Genomic DNA, 24048 nt, shown 5'->3' with positions numbered 1-24048 from the left:
ATGATAGAGGAATACTATAATGGTAATGAAAATCATTCGCAAAGATAATGCGCAAAAAAACTTGCAAGAAAATGCCAGCTTAAATACTTATGCGGCCAACCAGCTTATTCTCGGCCCGCCAGATATATTGCGTCCCGGCGTTCAAGCTACACCTAAAACTAAATTGTTGGGACAATCATGAGTTTATACAACGACTACCTGAATGAGATTGCAAACCGTAAAAACGAAGGTTTGAACCCAAAGCCTATCGACGATGGCGCACTTGTTAAAGAGATTATCTCGCAAATAAAAGATACTCAAAACGAGCACCGTGAAAGCTCTTTGAAGTTCTTTATTTACAATACGTTGCCCGGCACAACCAGCGCGGCTGGTGAGAAGGCACTGTTTTTGAAAGAAATTATTCTAGGCGACGCCAGTGTTGAAGAAATTTCCACTGATTTTGCTTTTGAACTTCTTTCTCACATGAAGGGTGGACCATCTGTTGAGGTCCTTCTTGATATTGCTTTGGGCGATGATGCCGCTATCGCTGGAAAAGCGGCTGACGTTTTGAAAACTCAGGTCTTCTTATACGACGCGGATACAGCGCGTTTGGCTGATGCTTATAAAGCAGGCAATGCTATCGCAGCCGACATTCTTAAAAGCTATGCCAAAGCTGAATTCTTTACAAAGCTTCCTGATATTGAAGAAGAAATCAAAGTTGTCACTTATATAGCTGGTGAAGGTGACATCTCTACTGACCTTCTTTCTCCGGGTAATCAGGCTCACTCGCGTTCAGATCGTGAACTTCACGGTAAGTGTATGATTACACCTGAAGCACAGACAGAAATCCAAGAGTTACAGAAAAAACACCCTGAAGCACGCGTAATGCTTATCGCTGAAAAAGGGACTATGGGGGTTGGTTCCTCCCGTATGTCTGGTGTGAATAATGTGGCTTTATGGGCTGGTAAACAAGCAAGCCCATATGTTCCTTTCGTCAACATTGCGCCAGTGGTCGCAGGAACGAATGGTATCTCACCAATCTTTCTGACAACTGTCGGTGTAACTGGTGGTATCGGTCTTGACCTTAAAAACTGGGTGAAAAAGACAGATGCAAATGGCAATGTAGTCAAAGATGAAAATGGCGATGTAGTTCTAGAAGAAGCCTATTCTGTCGCAACAGGCACAGTGCTGACGATCAACACTAAAGAGAAAAAGCTCTATAATGGCGACAAAGAGCTTGCAGATATATCTTCTGCATTCACACCGCAAAAAGTTGAGTTCATGAAAGCGGGTGGATCTTATGCTGTTGTCTTTGGTAAAAAGCTTCAAACTTTCGCGGCTGCAACACTTGGGCAAGAATTGAAATCTGCTTATGCACCTGCAAAAGAAATTTCTCACAAAGGTCAAGGGCTGACAGCTGTTGAGAAAATTTTCAACAAAAATGCCGTCGGTACAACACCGGGCGCAACGTTGCACGCTGGCTCTGATGTGCGTGTTGAGGTGAACATTGTTGGATCTCAAGACACAACCGGCCTGATGACATGTCAGGAATTGGAATCAATGGCTGCGACTGTCATTTCTCCAATTGTTGATGGTGGTTATCAATCTGGATGTCACACAGCTTCTGTTTGGGATATAAAAGCGAGAGAAAATATTCCAAAGCTTATGAGCTTTATGAACAAGTTTGGAATGATCACGGCGCGTGATCCAGCAGACAAATATGCTCCACTGACAGACGTGATCCACAAAGTGTTGAATGATCTGACTGTTGATGATTGGGATATCATTATCGGTGGAGACAGTCACACACGTATGTCCAAAGGTGTGGCATTTGGTGCTGACTCTGGAACGGTTGCTCTTGCTCTCGCGACAGGTGAGGCGACAATGCCAATTCCTGAGTCTGTTAAAGTGACATTCAAAGGCACATTGAAAGATCACATGGATTTCCGTGATGTTGTGCACGCGACACAAGCGCAAATGCTTGCTCAATTTGGTGACAATGTGTTCCAAGGCCACGTGATTGAAGTGCACATCGGAACATTGCTTTCCGACCAAGCTTTCACATTCACTGACTGGTCTGCTGAGATGAAAGCCAAAGCGTCTATCTGTATCTCAGAAAGTGACACGCTCGTTGAATCTCTTGAGATTGCAAAAAGCCGTATCCAAATCATGATTGACAAGGGGATGGACAATGAAGGCAAAGTTCTTCAAGGGCTGATTGATAAAGCTGATAAGCGTATTGCGGGCATTAAATCTGGTGCACAACCTCCGCTTAATCCAGATGACAACGCCAAATATTTTGCTGAGGTCGTGATTGATCTTGATGAAATCGTTGAGCCAATGATTGCCGACCCAGACGTCAATAATGAAGACGTATCTAAGCGCTATACACACGACACAATCCGTCCTGTATCTTATTACGGTGGTACGAAGACAGTAGACCTTGGTTTCATTGGGTCATGTATGGTCCACAAAGGTGATATGAAAATACTTTCCGAAATGCTTCAAAACCTTGAGAAGCAAAATGGTAAAGTTGAATTCCAAGCACCATTGGTTGTCGCCCCGCCAACATACAATATTGTTGATGAGCTAAAAGCTGAAGGTGACTGGGATGTATTGAAGAAATACGCTGGTTTTGAATTTGACGACACAGCACCTAAAGCGGCAGCCCGTACAGAATACGAAAACATGCTTTATCTAGAGCGTCCAGGCTGTAACCTTTGTATGGGTAACCAAGAAAAAGCGGCCAAGGGTGACACTGTGATGGCGACATCTACACGTCTATTCCAAGGTCGCGTTGTGGAAGACACAGACAACAAAAAAGGTGAGTCATTGTTGGCTTCTACGCCGGTTGTTGTTCTTTCAACAATTCTTGGTCGCGTGCCAAATATGGAAGAATACAAAGCAGCTGTTGAAGGCATTAACCTGACAAGCTACGCACCACCATTGAATTAGTTTGGATGTTCAAATTTAAAGCATTGCTAGGCGCTATGATTTGGCTTCTACAATGACTTAGTTGATATCTAAACCGCGTTATCAAACTGCCTTTTCCATATTGGGAGAGGCAGTTTTTTTATGAGAATTTCTCTGTTTGGTTGGGGCGTATTTTCGTCTCATAGCTTTGTATTGGACGTATCCAACGTAAATTTATCAATTCATCTGCATATTTGCCGATGTAATCTGCATTTTTCAATATTTAACTGCTTTGTTTCTAGGTGTAGTGAAGATGAAAAGAGATAATAATTATTTGGAGGTCGATCGTGCGGGACATTCATCATTTCATCGGCGGAAAACCATTTGAAAGCCAATCAGGGCGGTTTTCTGATGTTTTTGACCCAAATACAGGTGATGTTCAAGCACGTGTCTCTTTGGCCTCCCAACAAGATGTGATGGTCGCTGTTGCAAGTGCTAAAGCTGCTTTTGAAGATTGGTCTTTAACAAATCCGCAGCGCCGAGCGCGCGTAATGTTTGAATTCAAAAGACTGCTTGAAAACAATATCACCGAATTAGCGGAACTTCTTTCTTGCGAACATGGCAAAGTGGTCGCAGATTCTAAAGGTGATATTCAACGCGGCATTGATGTGGTGGAGTTTGCTTGTGGGATTCCGCATTTGCAAAAGGGTGAGTACACTCAAGATGCTGGCCCCGGCATTGATGTCTATTCAATGCGGCAGGCATTGGGTGTGACAGTTGGGATTACGCCGTTTAATTTTCCCGCAATGATACCATGCTGGATGGGGGCTGTGTCTGTTGCGTGTGGCAATACGTTTATTCTTAAACCTTCAGAGAAAGATCCCTCTGTGCCTTTGCGTTTAGCTGAGCTTATGTTGGAAGCTGGCGCACCAGAAGGCGTTTTTAATTGCCTGAATGGTGACAAACTGGCCGTTGACGCCTTGCTAACCCATGCTGACGTCAAAGCGATATCTTTTGTGGGTTCATCTGATATTGCACAATATGTCTACGCGACTGGCACAGCGCATGGAAAACGCGTGCAGGCTATGGGCGGTGCAAAAAACCACGGCATTATCATGCCTGATGCTGATATGGATCAGGTTGTTAAAGATATTGTGGGTGCAGCTTATGGTTCGGCTGGAGAGCGCTGCATGGCGTTGCCTGTTGCGGTGCCCGTCGGACAAAAAACGGCGGATGCATTCATAGAGCGCATGTTGGATGCGGCCAAAGAGCTGAGAGTTGGCGTTTCCACAGATTCCGAAGCTCATTTTGCGCCGGTCGTCAGCGCTGCCCATAAGCATAAGATTGAGAGTTACATCCAGATGGGGGTGGATGAGGGCGCAGAGCTCAAGCTAGATGGCCGTGGTTTGAAGCTGCAAGGCCATGAGAATGGCTTCTTTATTGGACCATCTTTATTTGATTATGTGAAACCAGACATGCAGAGCTATAAAGAGGAAATTTTTGGCCCGGTATTGCAGATTGTTCGCGCTGAAACCTTAGAAGAAGCAACCGCACTTGCAACCAATCATCAATATGGAAATGGTGTTGCGATCTTTACGCGATCTGGCCGAATTGCACGTGATTTTGCGGCCAAAGTTCAGGTCGGCATGGTTGGCATAAATGTGCCAATTCCAGTGCCAGTTTCTTATCATTCATTTGGTGGATGGAAGCGTTCTGCATTCGGTGATGTCAATCAACATGGACCGGAGGGGGTGCGTTTTTGGACGAAAGTTAAAACGATTACGCAACGATGGCCGGAGGGTGACATAGCAGACCAAGCATTTATTATTCCGACCATGCAATAGGTGCATTTCAAGACTGAAAAGGGCTAAGGGTATGAGTTCATATGAATCGATTATTGTAGAAAAAAACAACCGCATTGCAGTTGTAACATTGAACCGCCCAGAAGCGCTGAATGCACTTAATGCTCAGATAATGAATGATATTGTTTCAGCGTTTGATGACATTGATAGAGACCCTGAAATTGTTGTTTCTATTCTAACGGGTGCCGGACGTGCTTTTGCAGCAGGCGCAGATATCAAAGAGATGAAAGATCAGTCTTTTTCCGATATGTTCCTTGCTGATTATTTTGCGGGTTGGGATAAGTTTGCGGCTTGTCGTAAGCCGGTTATTGCGGCGGTGAACGGGTTTGCGCTTGGCGGGGGCTGCGAGCTTGCCCTTATGTGCGATATGCTCATTGCTTCAGATAAAGCCAAATTTGGACAGCCTGAAATTAAGCTTGGTGTCACACCTGGAATGGGCGGGTCCATTCGCTTGACAAAAGCAATCGGTAAGGCGCGCGCGATGGATCTGGTTCTCACTGGACGCATGATTGATGGCGCTGAAGCTAATAGAATAGGTATGTGTTCGCGCTTAGTTGAACATGACAAGCTTATGGATGAAGCCATGAGCGCGGCAATGGAAATTGCAAACTATTCTTTGCCATCAATACTTGCATCAAAAGAAATGGTCACGCGTTCATTGGAATTATCTACGACAGAGGGTGTGAAATATGAACGCCGCTTGTTTATGGGGCTGTTTGGCACGTTAGACCAAAAAGAAGGCATGGCTGCTTTTGCTGAAAAACGAAAAGCGTCCTTCTTGGACAAATAGGAGAGACTTGCATGAGCCAATTGACTGAAGAGCAGGGGATGATCGGCGATATGGCCGCGCGTTTCACTGATGATGTTTTGCGGCCCAATGCAGCGAAATGGGAGAGAGAACATTTCCTTGATAGAGATGTTTTCGTTCAACTTGGTGAGCTTGGCTTTGGCGGCATATACACTCAAGAAGAGTTTGGTGGTTCAGCACTTAGTCGTTTGGATGCGGTGTTGATTTTTGAACAACTCTCAAAAGGGTGTATTTCACACGCAGCTTTTTTATCCATCCACAATATGGCAACGGCCATGATTGATAAATTTGGCGATGATGCGCTTCGTGCAAAATATCTGCCTCAGCTTACAAAATGTGATTTGCTTGCATCTTATTGTCTGACTGAGCCAAATTCTGGGTCGGATGCCGCCAGCCTGCAAACAAAGGCAGTTCTAAAGGGCGAAGACTATGTGCTGAATGGCTCAAAAATTTTCATCTCAGGCGGTAATTTTTCAGATATTTATGTCGTCATGGCGCGCACTTCAGATGAGGGTGCGCGTGGAATTTCTACTTTTGTCGTTCCTAAAGATGCGCCGGGATTATCGTTTGGCAAAAACGAAGAAAAAATGGGATGGAGAGCGCAGCCCACTTGCATGGTGAATTTTGATGATTGTCGCATTCCAGCTTCCAATTTGGTCGGTGTAATCGGGGAGGGTTTTAAATATGCCATGGCGGGTCTGGATGGTGGACGATTAAATATTGCGTCTGCTTCCCTTGGCGGTGCGCAAGAAGCATTAGATCGCGCTATCGCTTATACCAAAGATCGCAAGCAATTTGGAAAATCAATATCGGATTTTCAGGCGACCCAATTTAAACTGGCCGATATGGATATAGACCTACGTGCTTGTCGCGCCATGCTTTATGAGGCTGCCCGCAAATTAGATGCAAATGCCCCCGACGCGACACCCGCGTGTGCAGCAGCAAAACGGTTCGTGACAGATAAAGGCTTTGATATCGCAAATGAAGCTCTGCAACTTCATGGCGGCTATGGGTATCTGAGTGAATATGAAATTGAGCGCATTGTCCGCGATTTGCGTGTTCATAAAATTCTGGAAGGCACCAATGAGGTGATGCGCATGATCGTATCGCGGAGCCTGCTTGCTTAACCAGAGTGATGATCAAACGATTTTGCCGTCGTTTGATGTTGTTTAGTTGGCATTTTCAAAGGAATTCAGACCATGAGCAAAATTGCATTTATTGGATTGGGCAATATGGGAAGCGGCATGTGCATGAATTTGGCGAAAGCCGGATTAGATGTACATGCTTTTGATTTGAATCCCGATGCGGTCGCTAAAGTGGTTTCTGCTGGAGTGACCTCGCACGAGAATGTGACTGCAGCCGCAAGAGATGCTGACATTGTCATCACAATGCTGCCGGCCGGTGCACATGTGCGTAGTGTATATCTGGGTGAAGCGGGTATTGCGGAATGTGTATCTGAAAATGCTTTGTTTATTGATTGCTCAACTATTTCCGTTGACGACGCACGATCTATTTCGGCTGATTTAAGCGTTAAAAACCTGAATATGGTTGATGCACCTGTTTCGGGTGGAACAGCGGCTGCCAATGTAGGAAGTTTGACCTTTATGGTTGGCGGGGAAGACAAGAATTTTGCCCGTGCCAAGGTTTATCTTGAAGCTATGGGCAAGAATATTTTCCATGCGGGTGGTATTGGGAATGGACAAGTTGCAAAGCTGGCCAATAATATGTTGCTTGGCATTAGTATGATTGCCACATCAGAAGCTTTCAAATTGGCTGAGAAATTGGGCTTGGATGCGCAAACCTTCTTCGATATTTCTTCAAAAGCGTCTGGCCAGAATTGGTCAATGACGTCTTATTGTCCTGCGCCAGGACCAGTTCCTGCTGCACCTTCCAATAATGAATACAAGCCGGGCTTTGCAGTCGATATGATGCTAAAAGATTTACGTTTGGCTCAGAATGCGGCCAATAGCGTTGGGGCTAAAGTCACCTTTGGTAAAATGGCAGAAGAAACATACGCTAGATTATCTGAGAACGGATTGGGTGGCTTGGATTTTTCCAGTGTGATTGAGCAACTGAATTAGTCATTTATACAATGTTGCTAACCTAACATGCTAAGACATTTTGAAATTAAGTGATTGCAATTCGCACTGATTTGAAGCTTGTCGGACTGGATTACCCAAATGCAGATCTCTGTCTTGCTTGATTTTGGGTGATGCCGATTTGTTTTTGCTTCGACACCTAATAGGTAATTGACTGTTTTGAATAAGAAATTTTATGGATGCCTGTTGGGGGTGGTTATATCCCCTTTGTTAAAAGTTGAAGCTCAAGAGTTGGAACGCGTTGATCCTGTAGTGGTGAGTGCTACTCATTTTCCAAGTTCAGCAATAGATGAACCTTTATCTATATCTTCGCTGAATATTGAAGCATTGAGCCTTCCAGAACATCCTGCGGAAATTTTTAATCAGGCAGCAGGTGTAAATATCCAGATTGGGTCAGGTCAGGAACATTTGACCTCAATACGTTCACCAGTTCTTACGGGCGGAGCAGGGGCCGGATCATTTTTATATTTGCAGGACAATGTGCCAATTCGTAGTGCTGGCTTTGCTAATGTGAATGGGTTGTTTGATACACAAATTCAATTTGCCGATAGAGTTGAAATTGTACGTGGTCCGGGCGATGTGGCCTATGGTTCAAATGCGGTACATGGGGCCATAAATGTCATTACGTTTGATCCACTTGCAGACAATCAAAATGAGCTAAATTTAAAAGCGGGAAGCTATAACAGGTATCAAGGTAATATTGTTCATGCCTATGAAGGTGAAGAGCAAAATCTAGTGCTCGGTTTGTTTGCGTCTTCAGATGGAGGATATCGAGAAGACTCCGGTGCTGATCAATCAAAACTATTGTTGTCACATGGTATGGAGATTGGTGATTGGGCAGTTAGAACACGTTTAGCTTATCATCACTTAGAACAAGAAACGGCAGGATTTGTTGTCGGTGAAAATGCTTATAAGCAAGATGATTTAAGGCGTACCAACCCAAATCCGAATGCGTATCGAGATGTCGATACTTTGCAACTCTCCAGTCAATGGAGCCGCGACATTGAAGCAGGTGAGGTGTCAATTACACCATATATTCTGTGGAATGATATGAATTTTAGAATGCACTTTCTTCCCTCTCAAGCGATAGAAGAGAACGGGCATTCTGCCATAGGGATTATGAGCGCGGTTCGCAGGGATTTGACAGCAGACACACAATTCTTTTGGAGTCTCGACGCAGAATACGCACATGGTTCTTTGAATGAATTGCAAGAAGATGAAACGGTGTTTTCATATGTTCAGGGCCTACATTATGACTATATCGTTGATAGTTATATGATTTCACCCTCTGCGCGTTTGGAGCATGCAGTCACCGATAAATTGACACTGCAAGGCGGTTTTCGCCTGACGCATACAAAATATGTATATGAAAATCAGACATCTAGCGAACCAATAGGACGATTTATTCGACCCGATGACCGCGAAGATGTATTCAACGCGGTTACTGGAAAACTAGCAGCACGCTATAAAATATCAGACAGGCTTTTATCTTATTTTACTGTCTCACGCGGCGCGAGACCGCCTCAAACCACTGATTTATATCGCTTGCAGCAAAACCAGATCGTAGAGCAAGGCAGTGTTGAGACCTTGGATATGGCTGAGCTGGGGCTGAAATATGCGTCTCCAACGTTTAGAGCATCACTGGCAGGTTTTGTGGGGTATAAGAAAAACTTCCTGTTTCGAGATGCAGATGGCTTTACTGTTGAAGATGGTGAAACAACTCATTCTGGATTTGAGTTTGATTTTGCTTGGAAATTTACTCCCCAATGGACAATCTCAACCAGTGGGAATTGGGCGGAACATAAATATGCCTTTGACCGGGATGTCGGCAACGACACAGAGGATATCTTTGACGGTAATGATGTAGATACGGCACCAAATTCTTCCTTGTTTGTGAGTTTGGAGTGGGAACCTATTGAGGTGATCTCGACCAATCTTCAATTCATCCATGAAGGAGATTATTATACGGATGCATCCAACCAGCACAAATATGACGGTCATGACTTGGTTGATTGGAAAGTAAAATGGCGGTTGTCAAATGCGTCGCAGCTTCAGTTTGAAGTCAAAAATATATTCGATGAGCGTTATGCGTCTCGGGCCGACTTTGCGTTTGGCAATGAAAGATATTTCCCAGGGGAACAACGCAGCGCCTATTTGAGTTGGAATGTGCAATATTGACTTAGTCGTTGATGGAAAAAAATAGGTATTTGCTATTCGATCAAAAAAAGGTTGCTACATTTTATCTGTAGCAACCTTTCGTTTTTATTGAAGGTTTATTTTATATCTTCTGGTAATAGAGATTCTGGAATGTTTTGATAGCAAACGGGGCGTAGGAAGCGTCGAATAGACATTGTGCCTACACTCGTTGCTCCAAAATTTGTGGACGCAGGATATGGTCCACCGTGAACCATGGTGTCACAAACTTCCACGCCTGTAGGAAAGCCATTGGCCAAAATTCTACCGGCTTTGCGTTCCAATATTGGTAGTAGTTCGCTTGCAGCTTGTGAGTCTTCGGCATCCAGCTGGATCGTACAAGTGAGTTGCCCTTTGAGCTGTTTCGCAATTTTCAATTTATCATCTAGTCCAGATGCACGAATAATGATGGCAAATGGCCCGAAGACTTCTTCACTCAGTAAGTCATTTTCAAGCCAGTTTTTTGTATCAGTTACAAAGAGGTGGGGAGAACATTGGCGGTCTGTGCTGGTGTTTGGGATCACTTCAGTTGCGATTTGGGATGCTAGTACATTCTGACCGCCATTTCGAAAAGCGGCTGCTATCCCATTGGTTAGCATGGTTTGGGGAGCTATCGCATTCAAGGCGTCTCTTGCTGTTTCTATGAATGTGTCGCCTTGCTTGTCATCATTTATGATGATGATACCGGGATTTGTACAAAATTGTCCGGCTCCCATTGTCAGAGAGGTTGCCCAATTTTTAGCGATTTCTATTCCTCTAGAGGCCAAAGCTCTGTCTAATACGAAAACAGGATTGATAGACCCTAGTTCCCCAAAGAATGGAATTGGTTCTGGGCGTGCAGCGCACAGGTCAAACAAAGCGCGGCCACCCTGTAGAGAACCGGTAAAACCAACAGCTTTGATGTATGGGTGTTCAACCAATGCTTTGCCGACGACAGGACCGTCCCCATGTATTTGACCAAATACACCGGGATGTATGTCACACGCTATACGTGCTGCATTTATGGCTTGTGCAATTATGTCAGAAACACCTGGGTGTGCTTGATGCGCTTTTACGACGACAGGACAACCTGCCGCCAAAGCTGCCGCAGTATCGCCGCCCGCAGTGGAAAAAGCCAAGGGAAAGTTGGAGGCACCAAAAACGGCTACAGGGCCGATAGGGCGCTGCATCAACCTCATATCAGGCCGTGGAGCAGGTGCGCGATCTGGAAGAGCTTCGTCATAGCGGCAGTCTAAATATTCGGCTTTTAAAATATGCTCGGCAAACAAACGTAATTGCCCTGTCGTTCGTCCACGTTCTCCTTCCAAGCGGGCTTTGGGAAGGCCAGTTTCTTTAACCCCTTGCAAGCTTAGAGCTTCTCCGCGTTTTTCGATTTCTTCAGCTATTTTAACGAGGAACTCGGCGCGTTTGAAGCGATCAGAATAACCAAAAGACCAAAAAGCTTCTTCAGCAGCTTCACAAGCCAAATGCATTTGTTCAGCTGTTCCTAAGGGGAATCTGTCAGCTGTTCCTTCAACAGGACTATTTTCAAAAAAATCCTGTCCATCTACCCATTCGCCAGCGATAAGGTGTTTTTGTTGTAGCATTGTATTTTCCTAAATCAGATTTCTTTTTGCGAGGTTTCGCATGAGTTGTCTGGTGCCGAAGGTCCATTCTGGACATTGTGTGCTGAGGCGGACGGTATTTTTCAGGCAGCCTAGTTCTGGTGCAGAAATTTCAACAATGTCACCCAGTTTGTGAGTGAAGCCTTCGCCTGGTGTGTCTCTATCTTGTGTGGGAGCGAAAAGGGTACCAAGGAAGAGAACCAAGCCATCTGGATATTGGTGATGGCGACCAATGGTTTGGGAAACAAGGTCAGTTGGATCGCGGCTTATTTCTTTCATGGAGGAATACCCTGTCATGACGAAACCATCTTCTCCAGTGACTTTGAGCTCTAATTCTGCATTTCGCACTGTGTCGAGTGTAAAAGACTGATCGAACAATCTTATCATGGGGCCAATTGCGCATGAGGCGTTGTTGTCTTTGGCTTTGGAAAGTAGCAGGGCTGAACGCCCCTCAATATCGCGTAAATTGACATCATTCCCTAAAGTCGCTCCTACAATGTCTCCAGTCGAAGATACGATCAAAACGACTTCAGGTTCGGGATTATTCCAGTTGGATGCTGGATGAAGGCCAACATCTGCATTGGGACCAACGGATGATAGTGTTTGGGCTTTGGAAAATACTTCGGCATCGGGTCCTATACCAACTTCCAGATATTGGCTCCACAATCCTTCTTCAATGAGAATGTGTTTGACGCGATCAGCTTCTTGAGAGCCAGCTTGAATATCTTTAAGGCTATTGCCGATGAGCTTGCCTATGCGTTCACGAATGGCATTGGCTTCTTGCGCATTTCCTGCAGCGCGTTCTTCTATCACGCGTTCGACCATAGAATTAGCAAATGTGACCCCACACGCTTTGACTGCCTGTAAATCTAGTGGTGCAAGAAAATGTGGCCGTGAAAAATCGCTAACCCTATTTTGAGCGATGTCTTCTAAGGTGCCAATATTCTCTCCCTCGGCATGTTCAACGTAATGAGCAGGGTCATCCATCTCGCATATGTCGCGTATGAGCGGGTAGGTTTTGTTGGTAATATCGACCACATTATTGTCGCGAATGGTAACAATAGATGGTCCCTCAAACTCTGGTCTCCAGACGCGACCCAGAAAAATTCCTTCTTTTGGTAATTGCATCTAGTTTCCTTTCGCGGGGTGAGGGGCGGTGTTTTGTGTAGGGTTTAAATCTTTATGGAAAACATAAAGCTCTTCTAGGTTCTTCAAGATAGACGAGCTTGGGAGTTGAGCTTGAAGATTTGCTCTCAATAGTTGTGAGGCTTCGCTTTGAAATTGAATGTAGCCGTTAAATCGCGGACGAACATAAGCCGTATCAATCGTGTCCAATGTGTTTTTGTAAAAATCACCAGAGGCCTGATTTATTGAGTCATCTTTCCACGCAGAGCGTAAGCTCGGCTGACCATTATTTTCTGGTATTAATGTGTGCTGGGACACACCATTGAGCATGTCTATAAGGTGTTTGATCAGCTGAGGGGATGGGGTGCAATTGGCTGAAAGGGCTATACCTGTTCCACCAATAGTTGAGCCACGAAAACCGCTGGGCCCTTTGGGAGCATTCAGAAATGATAACCGTTCGCGTGCATCGAGTTGGGCGTAATTGACGTAGCCATACACTAACGGGCAGTAAATAACATCATCATGGTTCGTCATGTATTCCAATAACCCAATCGGGTTCAATTGGCGTGTCGCTTCAGGCTGATATTTATCTAGTTTTGCTAGAAGGTCTAGAACCGATATAGCTCCGTCGCGGTTTTGAACCATTTGAGCGGGGTGAAGGCCAAATCCGATGTCAAAAGCAGCACAAATAGATAAGAATGACAGGAAAGCATGTGGCCCAGCCCAAGACAGAGCAACTCTTCCATCTGTTTGGGCTAAGGCTAGTACATCTTCCCAAGTGTCAGGTGCATTCTTGAGCAAATGAGGCTTTTGGACAGCAACCTGAGTAGCTGCATCTAAAGGCAAAGCCCAAAGTTGATCATTCATGACATAGCTTGGTAGGCTTGGGCCGACAGTTTTCTCATCAAGAGATTGTTGTTGCTCTGGCGTTAAAAAATTGTCCCAAGGCTGCAAACAATTGTGGGCGCATGCTTCACCAAGATGTGGATGGTCGATGATCAAAATATCATAGGCTTCGCATAATTTCGCGATGGGCGCGCTTTCAAATCCTTCCAATGATTGAACATCCCATTGCAATTCAAACTCATCTCTTTCTCGAGAGATGAGTTTGGCAAAGGCTATTAGTGCATCTTTGCCGCGTGGATGATCCCAAGTTAGACCTTTAAACGATTTCACGCGAGATCCTCTCCAACATGAACAGCTTGCTTTTCGATCAGCTCGGAGATTTTTTCATCATCAAGGCCTAGTTCTTTCAATACCTCAATCGTGTGTTGACCATTTATGGGGGCACCATAACGGATTTCACTCGGCGTTTTTGAGAACTTTATAGGAAAGCCTGGTGTTGTGACTTCGCCTTCTGTTGGGTGATTATAAGATATAAAAGTGCCGTTGTGTTTGATCTGAGGATCATTTATCAGCTGCTCGTAATTGTAGACTGGGCCAGCCCACATGCCGGCTTCATCAAATATTTTTAGCCATTCATCTGATGTTTTGGATAATAATGCCTTACGTGTGATTGCAAATATTTCATCTCGATGAGAGAAGCCGTGCGTTTCACTATTCATTTTTGCAAGTACATCACTGCCTAGAATTACACCCAATTTGTCCAAGGGGGCGAAGGCTAATGTGATGTAGCTGTCAGACGTCTGAAATACACCATAAGGTGCGCGCATATAAACATGTGCATGTGCTTCTTTTGTGCGTTCAGGTTTCACTTTTCCTTTTGTGAAAACAGATAATTCCTGCATTTGGATAGTAGTGATAGCATCAAGCATATTGATGCTTACTTTTTGCCCCTCTCCAGTACGTTCGCGGTGAAAGAGGGCCGCTAGCGCTCCTTCAAATGCTGAGTATGCTGTAATTGCATCCACAAGATATTGACCCGCTGGTCGTGGTGGACCATCGCCTTCGCCTGTTGCCATCATTGCACCAGACATACCCTGAAGGAGAAGATCTTGCCCTGGGCGTTTAACTGATGGGCCTGTTTCGCCGTATCCCGACATGGAAACGTAGACTAGTTTGGGATTAATTGCAGATAATGTTTCATAGTCTACGCCAAGACGTGTCGCGACACCTGCTCGGTAGTTTTGGATGAATACGTCAGCCGTTTTGACCGCTTCCAGCAGCACGGCTTTTCCATCGGGAGATTTCAGGTCGACCGACAGAGAGCGTTTATTTCTGTTTAGCGACAAAAATGAAACGTTGATTTTGTTGCCGGTCGCGCCGCCAGCAGCGGTGTGCCTTTGCCATTCACCACTTGTCGGCTCAATTTTGATGACATCGGCACCAAGATCTGCAAGGCGTTGAGCGGCGAGGGGACCTGCCATTGCGATTGAACAATCGAGGACTCGAATTCCTTTAAGGATGCTCATTTGGGTTACTTTCACTTGCGTTGATATTTAGCGGCGCTTGAAGTTTGAGGTGCGTTTTTCTGCAAAAGCAGCACGGCCTTCTTTGGCGTCTTCTGTTGCAAAGGCGACAGCTTGAAGATCAAGCTCATATTGCATCGCTTGATCATCTGGCATGTTGCCTGCTGCGGCTAGATTTAGCTTTGCGTGTTCCGCTGCTATAGGCGCGCGCAATGCGATTGTTGCTGCAATTTCTTTTGCTCTCGCAAGCAATGTTTCCTGTGTACAGATTTCTGAGATTAGACCCCAGTGCAACGCTGTTTCCGCATCTATTGGATCACCTGTCATGAGCATGAGGGCAGCATTGGAGTATCCTGCGCTGCGAGATAGGTGAACTGACATTCCGCCACCTCCAATCCAGCCGAGTTTAATTTCGGGAGCGCCTAGCTTTGCATTTTCACTTGCAATACGAATGTCCGCGCCCATGGCCATTTCTAGGCCGCCACCTAGAGCGTAACCATTGATTGCACAGATAACCGGACAACGGATACGGCGGATGTATGCGCAATAATCCTCCCGATTTCTGATGCCCCAGACTGTGTCAAATTCATCTAATTGCTTTACATCAGTTCCCGCACAGAATGCTTTTTCTCCCGCACCTGTGAAAATAACAGCTCGTACATCATTTGAATTACAAACGGCGACGGCGTCCTCCATTTCTCTCGCCATTTCCCTTGAAATAGCATTTAATTTTTGGGGGCGGTTGAGCGTTATCGTCCCGATTTGGCCATCTAAATTAAAATCAATTGATCCACTCATTGCATCACCCATCCACCGTCAACTGAAATAGATTGGCCAGATATAAATCCAGCTCCTTCAGAAGCTAAAAAAAGAATTGTTGCGACAATATCTTCGGGTTTGCCGCGACGTTTTATGCTCTGGTGGTCCAGCACGAAGCGTTGATACCCTTCAGGGTCTGGGTGAATTTTCTCAGCGTCTGTTGGAAATGCGCCGGGAGAGATAGCGTTGGCCGTAATGCCCCATTTCCCAAATTCGCGTGCCCAAGCGCGCGTTAATCCCATCAACGCTCCCTTTGATTGAACGTAAGGAGTCAGGTTTTCCCAGCCTCCTGAAAGTGTGATTGAAGTAATGTTGATAATGCGACCCCATTCTTGAGCGCGCATGCCATCTAGGGCGGCCTTGGTGCATATCAATGCAGCCTCGACATTCACGCAATGAATGTGGCGCTGTTCCTCTAATGTGAACTCTTCAAAAGGCTTAGACGGGTAAATTGCTGCATTGTTGATGACGATATCAATTGGAGCGATAGATATTATGTCATCCAGAAAACTTTGAAGAGCAGACGTATCAGATAAGTCAATTGCAGCGAGGGTTAATTTTTCAGAAAGGTGAACAGGTATTTGTGAACGCAATTGCTCATTTTTCAATTGATCACGATCAATTGCGATGACTTCTGCACCGTTTTCCAAGAGTGCAATCGTTGTATCTATTCCAAGACCGCCAGAAGCACCTGTATATAACACTTTGCGTCCAGTCAGTTGTTTTGAAGACTTATTCGTATAGATGTTCGTCAATTTCTGCCTCCGATTTGTACAAAATTATTGGATAGGGGAGGGAAATCTTCTGTGGGCTGCTGGGCGATAGCTTTTATTTTTGATTCTGAATTCGCTATAGCTTGTTTGCTGTTAAGTATCTCAAATTCAGTATTGTAAGATTTTGACTCGCCATGATTTAGCCAGATCATTTCATTTCGATCACGTGCCGCTTGGTTGCCTAAAACATGATGCGTTGAGGGCTCTATACCGAATGCATATTGTCCAGCTTGGTAGTTTTGCCATTCATAAAGACAAGGAAATTGGTCCTTGCGCGTCGTGACTTGTAATCCAATGTTTAGGCGATCATTGACGATTGCGACGGGTACTTTACCGCTTTGATCTGATGCCAATTCATGTTGCCAGACTTGTTCATGAAAATTCATCTGCGGTGCGGGTGCTGTTCGATATCCTGTTTTTTGTGCAGTGTATTCTTCTTCATGAGCCGCCCACACTACATCTTTGATTGGTGCAAGATAGCGTGAACCTTCTTCCAGTACGGGATGGCCAACATTGATATGATAGCAATACATGTGTGGTGTTTTGTAGAAACCGCGGTTGATGACTTCATCATTTAATCGAATGATATCTGTACCGACTTCTATTTCTATATGGCGGTGTAGCTCTAAGTGTTCTCCGAAAACTGCGCCTTGGTTGATGATACCTTTGGCCCATAGGTAGCAGCGGTCTCCTTCCCAACGTTCACCATAGCCAGTTAGCCGTGCCGGAATGGTTCCGACGCGGCCATGTAAAGAATGGTTTGACTGTTGACGAGGATTATAATTGTAATTTTCAGCTGATACCGAATTCATAAAAAGCGTGTGGTCCAACCCGCACGTTACCATGAGTCCAGAAAAAGAACGCAGCCAACCAAGGCCACCTTCACCTTCATATTCGTGAAGTGCAGGGTTGCGAAATCCAGATGGTGAATTCCAACCTATTGCGCGCCCATTGTGTTCGCAATCACCTAGGTCCATTGCTCGGTCAATTAGGACAGTGAACCGTAGTCCTGTGCCTGAACGAAATTCCAGTATTCTTATGCCGCGTTCAAGTCCGTCAGATAATTCCATCTGGCGAACGCCGGCGACATGGCGGATGTCACCACTAAGAGATTCTATATCTCTACGGCTGAAATCTTTCCCGTGTAATTTAACCATGATTTTCCAGCTCAGTATTTTAAATTAAACGCCTTGAGAGCGGTTCGAAAACGCATATCTATTTGTGACGATGATCCACGATATTTGAGATGATTTTGATGTGAAATTGATCTGTCTACAAACATCATTTTACATCATTTAACATCAAAAAAGATGGTTTATTGTCCTAATACGTGGGTATTGTTCCGTTGGAGTAGGATGGACATGAATCTTTATGATGGATATGGTTTGCATATCAAAAAGCATCATATGGATTCCGTCATGAGAACGACTATCTCTCAAATAGCAGTAGAATCAGGTGTATCTGTCGCGACGGTAGACCGCGTCCTTAATCATCGGCCGGGTGTAAGTCAGAGAACACATGATACTGTTATGAAAATTGCTCAGAGACTTGGATATTTTGGACCGGTTTCGGGTGTTGGAAGTGCTCGGGTCAAGATGGATTTTATACTACCTAAGGGGGCAAATAGCTTCATGCGCAGCCTCAGCCGGCAATTGGTTGATGTGCAGGGAAGTCGAGTTGATTGTGATATTACGGTGCATCAAATTGATGTTTATGATTTGCCCGGGCTTTCACAATTACTACTCGACATGAGGGGACGGACAGATGCTGTTGGACTTGTCGCGCTTGATCGTCCGGAGATACGCGAATCTGTAAATACGCTTGCCAATACAGGTGTGAAGATAGCGACGTTGTTAACGGACATACATGGAATTCGCAAAGTTGGCTATGTCGGTATTGATAACCGAGCTGCTGGACGGCTTGCTGGACATTTGCTTGGAAAATTTCTTTGGAAACAACAAAAACACAATGTCGTGTTGTTTGCGGGTTCCATGGCATATCGAGGGCATGAAGAACGAGAAATGGGCTTTCGTTCAATACTGACCGAAGAATATCCAAATATTACGCTTAGCTGCACAGCTGAAGTCGGGGATGACCGAGACCTTGCATATGAAAAAACGATTTCTTTGTTTAAAGAAAGTCAAATTGCCGGGATTTATAGTAGTGGAGCTGGAAACCAGGGAATTGGCCGAGCTTTGCAGGAGCTGGGAAGGCAAAACGATGTGATTTTCATTGGACACGACCTTACAGAGGCTAGCCGTTTGATGCTCATCAATCGTACGTTGGATGCGGTGATTGATCAAAATGCAAAAGTGCAGGCAAGGGAAGTCGTCAAAATGCTGAAATCTGCTGTTTCTGAAATCGCTGAAGCAGAGTTTTTACCGAGTATTCAAGTTATATTTAGAGAAAATATTCCAAACGAATAACTGTATTCTATAATATCAATCGATAAAGAGCCAACTGACGACTTTGAGCATTTTGAAGAGGTGGGAGGGGCGCTCTCAGTCGTCAGTTAGTTCAAGTTAAACGTGTTGGTGCTTAAAAGTTAGCTCGCACACCAACCATAAAACGACGTCCTGTTGTACGGTATTCTTTTGTACGATCAGGTGTTGTTGAATAGATGAATTCGTTCTCATCTGTTAGGTTCAGAGCATCTACAGACACAGTGAAATTATCTGTCACTGCGAATGAGAAACTACCGTCCAATTGTTGATATTCGTCAAAATACTCTGGGTCTCCATTCCGGCCAAATGCGACCTGAAGGAATGGGTCACGATATGTATAGGCCAAACGGGCTTGAACCGGTCCTTTTTCATAGAAACCTACAAGTGAGTATGAGTTTTCTGACAATCCTTCCAAGCCATAGCTAACGCCAGTCAATTCATTCTCATAATTGGCGTCGCTGCTAACATATGTATAGCTAGCTTCTGCCCCTAAACCATCAAATGGAGAAGGTAGATTGTCAAACGCCTGACGGTATCCGATTTCAAGCCCTTTAACGACAGCACCTTCACCATTTGCAGGCTCTGTGACTTGGAAAGTTACTTGATCGACTAATTCTGGTGTTGTCGTGGTTGTTACAAAGGAATCTACGTTTTTATAGAAGCCTGTAAGAGACAACAGACCAAGTTCATTGAAATACCATTCTAATCCCAGCTCCATTTGTGATGCACGGAAAGGAAGAAGGTCAGGGTTGCCGCGAGAAATAGCTTCATTTCCAGGGTTACTCAAAATGGTCTGCGCGGGTGATAGATCATCTAGAGTAGGGCGCGTCATCACACGAGATGTCGCAAATCTGGCAACAAGCTGGTCAGTAAGGTCTAATCTAGCATTCAGAGAAGGAAGAATATCGAAATAATCGCCTTCAAAGCTGATTGGCACAACATCACTGAGTACGATAATGTTTTGACCTAGTCCATTTGGCTGAGCGCTCAAAATTGTCTGAGCTGCACCACTGGAAGAAAATTCTGTCGCTTCCATTCGCAGGCCGGTGTTCAGAGCAAATGGCATTCCTGCAAGTTCAGTATCGTAGTCGAACATGATGTAGCCAAGAAGAACATCTTCTTCTACAGCAGAACTTGCTTCTGGTTGATACACAGGGTCTGCATATCCGTCAGTTTCCATCCAATCCACATAAGGCCCATCGTATGCGCGCATAACTTCAAGTAGTGCACGTTCGTCATACTGGATCCAATCACGCACGACATCTCCGCCTTCACCATCAAACCATGTCATGCCGGTAGAAGAGAATAAATCCGAAGGAAGAGTATAGACTTCACCACCACAAAACGCACATTGTACGTCGAATGGTTGCCCATATGTATCGCGTGTTTTTTCGCGGTTTTGCATTGCTATTCCCGCAGATGCGACAACGCCTTCGCCAGAATCCCATTTCCCATCTAAACGGAACTCTAATGTTTGGTCTTCACGGTTTTCAGACCCAATAGCGACGTAGTGAGCAGCGACATTGTCTATGTCCGTTGGTGCATTTGGGTAGTTAGGGCTGGAATAATTGAAATCATAGATTTTATTCCCGTTGCGACGATCATATTCTAGCGTCATATCTGTACGACGAATCGTGGTGAAGAGGCCTTCGCTATCAAGTTTGGCCTTTGAGTAGGACGCATCAAAACTTAGCTCAAAGCTATCTGATTGCCATTCTGCATTATAACCTAGCATAACGGTTTCAGCAGGGCGCTCACCCAGTTCCAGGATTTGATCGACAAATCCGCCTTCAATACGCTGATAAACCGCTGCATTGTCTTCAACGACCTGCTCGACCAGCGTACCACCGCTGAAGTCATAAGCCACACCAATTTGGTCCGTTGTTTGATCCAGCTTGGTGTACAATGCATCGAATGTCATTGTTAGGTTTTCGACCGGACGGTATTGTAAGACACCGCTCAATCCCAAACGAGAATCTTCTCTTAGAACGAAGAAGGGGGACAAGTTTGACGGGGTATCAACGTTTTCAAATTCAGCGACGTTTGGCCCTAGGCGTCCATCAAAATAACCGCCAGCAGTGCTGCTTCTTGGTGTGTGTCCTGCACCGATGGTAAACGCATCCGACCGAATGTCGCGTTCAACAAAGGAAGCAGCAAGTGCAACACCAAGTGTTTTGGCTTCATTGTGATAACTAAACAGGCCTGAAAGTGAGGGTGAATTGCTTTCAGCTAATTCATTGTATGTGCTGCGCACATTGACGACAGCTTTAAATGGGTCTTGATCAAGGGGACGCATAGTTGAAATATCAACGGATGCACCAATGCTTGCGCCGTTTATGGCTGCTGTAGGGCTTTTATATACAGAAGCGCCGGAAATGAGCTCAGATGGCAAAACATCAAAACTGAAAGCACGACCGACATTATCAGTAGCAATGGTTCTGCCATTGATTGTGACGGCGTTGAAATCAGGCCCCAAACCACGAACAGAAATGAATTGTCCATCTCCACGGTTTCTTTCAATCGTTACGCCGGGAACACGTTGGAGAGATTCTGCAACGTTTTGATCTGGTAATTTTCCCAAATCTTCCATTGCAACAGCTTCAACCGAGTTTACTGAGTTTCTTTTTATTTCAGTTGCGCGCTCAAGTGATCCTCTGATCCCGGTGACAATGATAGTGTCCAAAACAGCTCTATCGTCAGTGGTTTGATCAATTGTTGCTTCTTCGGTTGCGACAACCTCTTGAGCTAATGCGCCGTTAGCGCCCCCGATTAATAGAGCTAAAACAAGGTTGCTTGCCCCAAATGTTAATTTGCTTTTTATGAGTTTCATTTTTTCCTCCCGTTGAGACTCTACGGTCTTCTGATATTTCAGATGTGTTTTTTGACATATCTTAAAACAAATAACAAGTGCAATATCTAATTATTGATATATTTAGAGGGCTGTTGGCAAAAGTTGTCAATATTTTCAACGAGGACTTTAATATGGTCGACTACCAAGAATAGAATATTGGATGAATCAATGGTTTCTGGAACAGATTGCATGGCAGCGAGAGCATTACTGTATTGAGTGCAGCGTTTGCTTCGAGCGCGGGCAAAATATTGCAAATGTATGTAGGCGTTACGTTTGAATATCGGGCGAAATATAGTTGTTTTGGTGAAAGAGTATTTCTAGTGGACTGATATGGAATCCAGTATGAAGTTTTATTGTCGCTATTCTAAAGCTCTATGCCAAGGTCATAGATTTTGTTTGCGTTTTCTGCGAATAATTTAGATCGATCAGTTTCTGAGAAGTTTTTTGTAAGAAGATCGTATGCTTTGTAGTGGCGGTCAAAACTGTCAAATAGTTTGTCTGTTGGAAAATTACTTGAGAACATTGTGCGAGATGTTCCAAAAATGTCTATTGCCTCCAGTACATAGTCTCGTATTTGATCTATTGTCCAAGGGTTCCATAAAAAACCCAATCCGGCGATTTTTAGAGAAACATGCGGAAGATCAGCCAGTGCTCTCATACCTTCGCGCCATACGTCTTTCCAGTTCACGTCGGAGGGAATACCAAGCCCCGTATGATTAATAATTACCGGTATATCGGGGTAGTGTTTGAATAGTTGAGACAAATGCATAAATTGTGAAGGGTATGCATGTAAGTCAAAGCGTAAATTGTATTTGGATAGGTGTGAAAAGCCAACCTTCCAAGCTTCGGATGTTGTAATATCATTTGGGACGGCGCTAATTTTAGGATTAGAATGCCAGTGTATAACTTGTCTGATACCCTTCACATTTTTGCGTTCTGCATGCGCTGCGAGAAGGGGTTCTATATTAGGAGCGTTTAGGGAGGCGGCGGCGACAATGCCTCTGACGATCTCTCCGTTATTTGCTAATTCTTGCAGCCAATCGGTTTCCGCCAAGGCATCACTGGCACCGGCTTCAATATGGACTGTTCCGCGTACATCCCATCCAGCGGCGTCACGCTGATAGTCGTCAATTAGATATGTCTTAGCAATCAATGAGAGGCTGCCAATTGCAGCCTCTTCATCAAAAGGAGGAAGGAGCCAAGGATATGTAAGTTTGTCCAAATCCCATAAATGCATATGTGGATCTATAATGGGAAATTGGGACATATCAGTTCTTCCTATGTGTCGTTTGTTTTTACTTCCAAGCTACGAACTCTTGCCGCTGCTCACCTAATCTTTCGATTCCAAGTGTCACAACATCTCCGGCTTTTAGATACCAAGGCTCGGGTTTTTGCCCTAGCCCAACACCAGGAGGTGTTCCTGTTGTAATGATGTCGCCGGGTAGCAAAGTCATTAACCCGCTTAGGTATGATACGATTTCAGCTACATTGAAAATCATTGTGTTTGTGCTGCCGTTTTGGAGGCGTTTGCCATTTACATCCAGCCACATAGTCAGGTTTTGCGGGTCTCCAACTTCATCTGCTGTTACAAGCCAGGGGCCAATTGGACCAAAAGTGGGGAAGCCTTTTCCTTTATCCCAGGTATCGCCGCGTTCCGTTTGCCAGTGACGTTCTGATACGTCGTTAATGACACAATAACCGGCAACATGATCTAACGCATTTTCCTTAGAAACGTAGGAAGCTTGTTCTCCAATAACGACTCCCAATTCAACTTCCCAGTCGGTCTTTGTTGAATTGCGCGGAATTGTAACTGGGTCATTCGGGCCTTGAATGCAGCTCACCCATTTATTGAAGACTACCGGTTCAGCGGGAATAGGGAGATTAGATTCCGCAGCATGATCAGCATAATTCAGCCCGATAGCTACAAACTGGCGAGTGCCACTGACTGGGACCCCATATCGAGGACTACCTTCAATCAATGGAAGAGACTCTAAGTCTAATGCGGATATCTTTTCCAAAGACTTTTTATTAAGCGCACTTGGCTCAATATCTGATAAATGGGATGATAAATCACGCAATTTTCCAGCATTGTCCACGATGGCTGGAATTTCTTGACCTGATGGACCTACGCGGCACAATTTCATATCGAATCCTTTTATTTGGGTCGCTAAACTGACTGCAAAACCAGATTAGCTTATTGTATGAGCAA

The 24048-nt window shown here is 44.8% G+C and carries 18 protein-coding genes; 8 read left to right on the top strand and 10 right to left on the bottom strand.

Annotation, left to right across the window (positions count from 1 at the left end; all coding sequences use genetic code 11):
* Positions 1-19 precede the first annotated feature (19 nt).
* From HBAL_RS16785 to HBAL_RS13600, 7 genes are all read left to right on the top strand, one after another.
* Positions 20-181: a hypothetical protein gene (locus HBAL_RS16785; RefSeq protein ID WP_015828529.1), complete on the top strand. Its 162-nt coding sequence runs from the start codon at positions 20-22 to the stop codon at positions 179-181.
* Complete coding sequence (locus tag HBAL_RS13625; protein WP_015828528.1) at positions 178-2934, top strand: bifunctional aconitate hydratase 2/2-methylisocitrate dehydratase; 2757 nt, start codon at positions 178-180, stop codon at positions 2932-2934. The genes HBAL_RS16785 and HBAL_RS13625 overlap by 4 nt, the downstream gene beginning before the upstream one ends.
* 305 nt (positions 2935-3239) lie before the next feature.
* On the top strand, positions 3240-4736 hold the full coding sequence (locus HBAL_RS13620; protein ID WP_015828527.1) for a CoA-acylating methylmalonate-semialdehyde dehydrogenase: 1497 nt from the start codon (positions 3240-3242) through the stop codon (positions 4734-4736).
* Positions 4737-4767: 31 nt separating this feature from the next.
* Positions 4768-5544: an enoyl-CoA hydratase-related protein gene (locus tag HBAL_RS13615; protein ID WP_015828526.1), complete on the top strand. Its 777-nt coding sequence runs from the start codon at positions 4768-4770 to the stop codon at positions 5542-5544.
* A gap of 11 nt (positions 5545-5555) precedes the next feature.
* Positions 5556-6689 carry an acyl-CoA dehydrogenase family protein gene (locus HBAL_RS13610; RefSeq protein ID WP_015828525.1) on the top strand — a complete coding sequence of 378 codons (1134 nt, stop codon included), beginning with the start codon at positions 5556-5558 and terminating at the stop codon, positions 6687-6689.
* A gap of 72 nt (positions 6690-6761) precedes the next feature.
* Positions 6762-7643, top strand: a complete 882-nt coding sequence (gene mmsB / locus HBAL_RS13605; protein ID WP_015828524.1) for a 3-hydroxyisobutyrate dehydrogenase — start codon at positions 6762-6764, stop codon at positions 7641-7643.
* 177 nt (positions 7644-7820) lie between these two features.
* Entirely contained in the window at positions 7821-9839 is a 2019-nt protein-coding gene (locus tag HBAL_RS13600) for a TonB-dependent receptor (RefSeq protein WP_159098042.1), read from the top strand.
* A gap of 95 nt (positions 9840-9934) precedes the next feature.
* On the opposite strand, the gene HBAL_RS13595 is transcribed toward HBAL_RS13600, so the two are convergent.
* From HBAL_RS13595 to HBAL_RS13565, 7 genes are read right to left on the bottom strand one after another with little or no spacing between them, the layout of a single operon-like run.
* A complete protein-coding gene (locus HBAL_RS13595) occupies positions 9935-11440 on the bottom strand; it encodes an aldehyde dehydrogenase (NADP(+)) (protein ID WP_015828522.1) in 1506 nt (501 codons plus the stop codon).
* A 9-nt stretch (positions 11441-11449) separates the two neighbouring features.
* Positions 11450-12586: a fumarylacetoacetate hydrolase family protein gene (locus HBAL_RS13590; RefSeq protein ID WP_015828521.1), complete on the bottom strand. Its 1137-nt coding sequence runs from the start codon at positions 12584-12586 to the stop codon at positions 11450-11452.
* The gene (locus HBAL_RS13585; protein WP_015828520.1) at positions 12587-13759 is read right to left on the bottom strand and encodes an integral membrane protein; all 1173 of its coding nucleotides are present in this window, start codon (positions 13757-13759) and stop codon (positions 12587-12589) included. It abuts the gene before it with no gap.
* Complete coding sequence (locus HBAL_RS13580) at positions 13756-14955, bottom strand: CaiB/BaiF CoA transferase family protein (RefSeq protein ID WP_015828519.1); 1200 nt, start codon at positions 14953-14955, stop codon at positions 13756-13758. Before HBAL_RS13580 ends, HBAL_RS13585 begins: the two co-directional genes overlap by 4 nt.
* A 27-nt stretch (positions 14956-14982) precedes the next feature.
* Positions 14983-15750 carry an enoyl-CoA hydratase/isomerase family protein gene (locus tag HBAL_RS13575; protein ID WP_015828518.1) on the bottom strand — a complete coding sequence of 256 codons (768 nt, stop codon included), beginning with the start codon at positions 15748-15750 and terminating at the stop codon, positions 14983-14985.
* Positions 15747-16526, bottom strand: coding sequence for an SDR family NAD(P)-dependent oxidoreductase (locus tag HBAL_RS13570; protein ID WP_015828517.1), 780 nt, complete (start codon positions 16524-16526; stop codon positions 15747-15749). The genes HBAL_RS13575 and HBAL_RS13570 overlap by 4 nt, the downstream gene beginning before the upstream one ends.
* Complete coding sequence (locus HBAL_RS13565; RefSeq protein ID WP_015828516.1) at positions 16523-17701, bottom strand: aldose 1-epimerase family protein; 1179 nt, start codon at positions 17699-17701, stop codon at positions 16523-16525. The genes HBAL_RS13570 and HBAL_RS13565 overlap by 4 nt, the downstream gene beginning before the upstream one ends.
* 204 nt (positions 17702-17905) lie before the next feature.
* Here HBAL_RS13565 and HBAL_RS13560 point away from each other — a divergent pair, with 204 nt between their 5' ends.
* Positions 17906-18970, top strand: a complete 1065-nt coding sequence (locus HBAL_RS13560) for a LacI family DNA-binding transcriptional regulator (protein ID WP_015828515.1) — start codon at positions 17906-17908, stop codon at positions 18968-18970.
* Positions 18971-19082: 112 nt separating this feature from the next.
* Here the strand turns inward: HBAL_RS13560 and HBAL_RS13555 are convergent, their stop codons facing one another.
* The 3 genes from HBAL_RS13555 to HBAL_RS13545 form a co-directional block, all read right to left on the bottom strand.
* Entirely contained in the window at positions 19083-21818 is a 2736-nt protein-coding gene (locus HBAL_RS13555; protein WP_015828514.1) for a TonB-dependent receptor, read from the bottom strand.
* A gap of 385 nt (positions 21819-22203) precedes the next feature.
* Positions 22204-23106: an amidohydrolase family protein gene (locus HBAL_RS13550; protein WP_015828513.1), complete on the bottom strand. Its 903-nt coding sequence runs from the start codon at positions 23104-23106 to the stop codon at positions 22204-22206.
* A gap of 28 nt (positions 23107-23134) precedes the next feature.
* Positions 23135-23983, bottom strand: a complete 849-nt coding sequence (locus HBAL_RS13545; RefSeq protein WP_015828512.1) for a fumarylacetoacetate hydrolase family protein — start codon at positions 23981-23983, stop codon at positions 23135-23137.
* Positions 23984-24048: the final 65 nt, after the last annotated feature.

It is taken from the genome of Hirschia baltica ATCC 49814, assembly GCF_000023785.1.
Taxonomy (GTDB): domain Bacteria; phylum Pseudomonadota; class Alphaproteobacteria; order Caulobacterales; family Hyphomonadaceae; genus Hirschia; species Hirschia baltica.
Note: the sequence above shows the minus strand (reverse complement) of the source record. Positions and strands in the feature narration are given on the sequence as shown.

Bases quoted from the DNA above. Each gene is read 5' to 3' on its own strand.
- HBAL_RS16785 (WP_015828529.1), top strand. From the start codon at position 20: ATGGTAATGAAAATCATTCGCAAAGATAATGCGCAAAAAAACTTGCAA.
- HBAL_RS13625 (WP_015828528.1), top strand. From the start codon at position 178: ATGAGTTTATACAACGACTACCTGAATGAGATTGCAAACCGTAAAAAC.
- HBAL_RS13615 (WP_015828526.1), top strand. From the start codon at position 4,768: ATGAGTTCATATGAATCGATTATTGTAGAAAAAAACAACCGCATTGCA.
- HBAL_RS13610 (WP_015828525.1), top strand. From the start codon at position 5,556: ATGAGCCAATTGACTGAAGAGCAGGGGATGATCGGCGATATGGCCGCG.
- mmsB (WP_015828524.1), top strand. From the start codon at position 6,762: ATGAGCAAAATTGCATTTATTGGATTGGGCAATATGGGAAGCGGCATG.
- HBAL_RS13595 (WP_015828522.1), bottom strand. From the start codon at position 11,440: ATGCTACAACAAAAACACCTTATCGCTGGCGAATGGGTAGATGGACAG.
- HBAL_RS13590 (WP_015828521.1), bottom strand. From the start codon at position 12,586: ATGCAATTACCAAAAGAAGGAATTTTTCTGGGTCGCGTCTGGAGACCA.
- HBAL_RS13580 (WP_015828519.1), bottom strand. From the start codon at position 14,955: ATGAGCATCCTTAAAGGAATTCGAGTCCTCGATTGTTCAATCGCAATG.
- HBAL_RS13575 (WP_015828518.1), bottom strand. From the start codon at position 15,750: ATGAGTGGATCAATTGATTTTAATTTAGATGGCCAAATCGGGACGATA.
- HBAL_RS13565 (WP_015828516.1), bottom strand. From the start codon at position 17,701: ATGGTTAAATTACACGGGAAAGATTTCAGCCGTAGAGATATAGAATCT.
- HBAL_RS13560 (WP_015828515.1), top strand. From the start codon at position 17,906: ATGAATCTTTATGATGGATATGGTTTGCATATCAAAAAGCATCATATG.
- HBAL_RS13555 (WP_015828514.1), bottom strand. From the start codon at position 21,818: ATGAAACTCATAAAAAGCAAATTAACATTTGGGGCAAGCAACCTTGTT.
- HBAL_RS13550 (WP_015828513.1), bottom strand. From the start codon at position 23,106: ATGTCCCAATTTCCCATTATAGATCCACATATGCATTTATGGGATTTG.
- HBAL_RS13545 (WP_015828512.1), bottom strand. From the start codon at position 23,983: ATGAAATTGTGCCGCGTAGGTCCATCAGGTCAAGAAATTCCAGCCATC.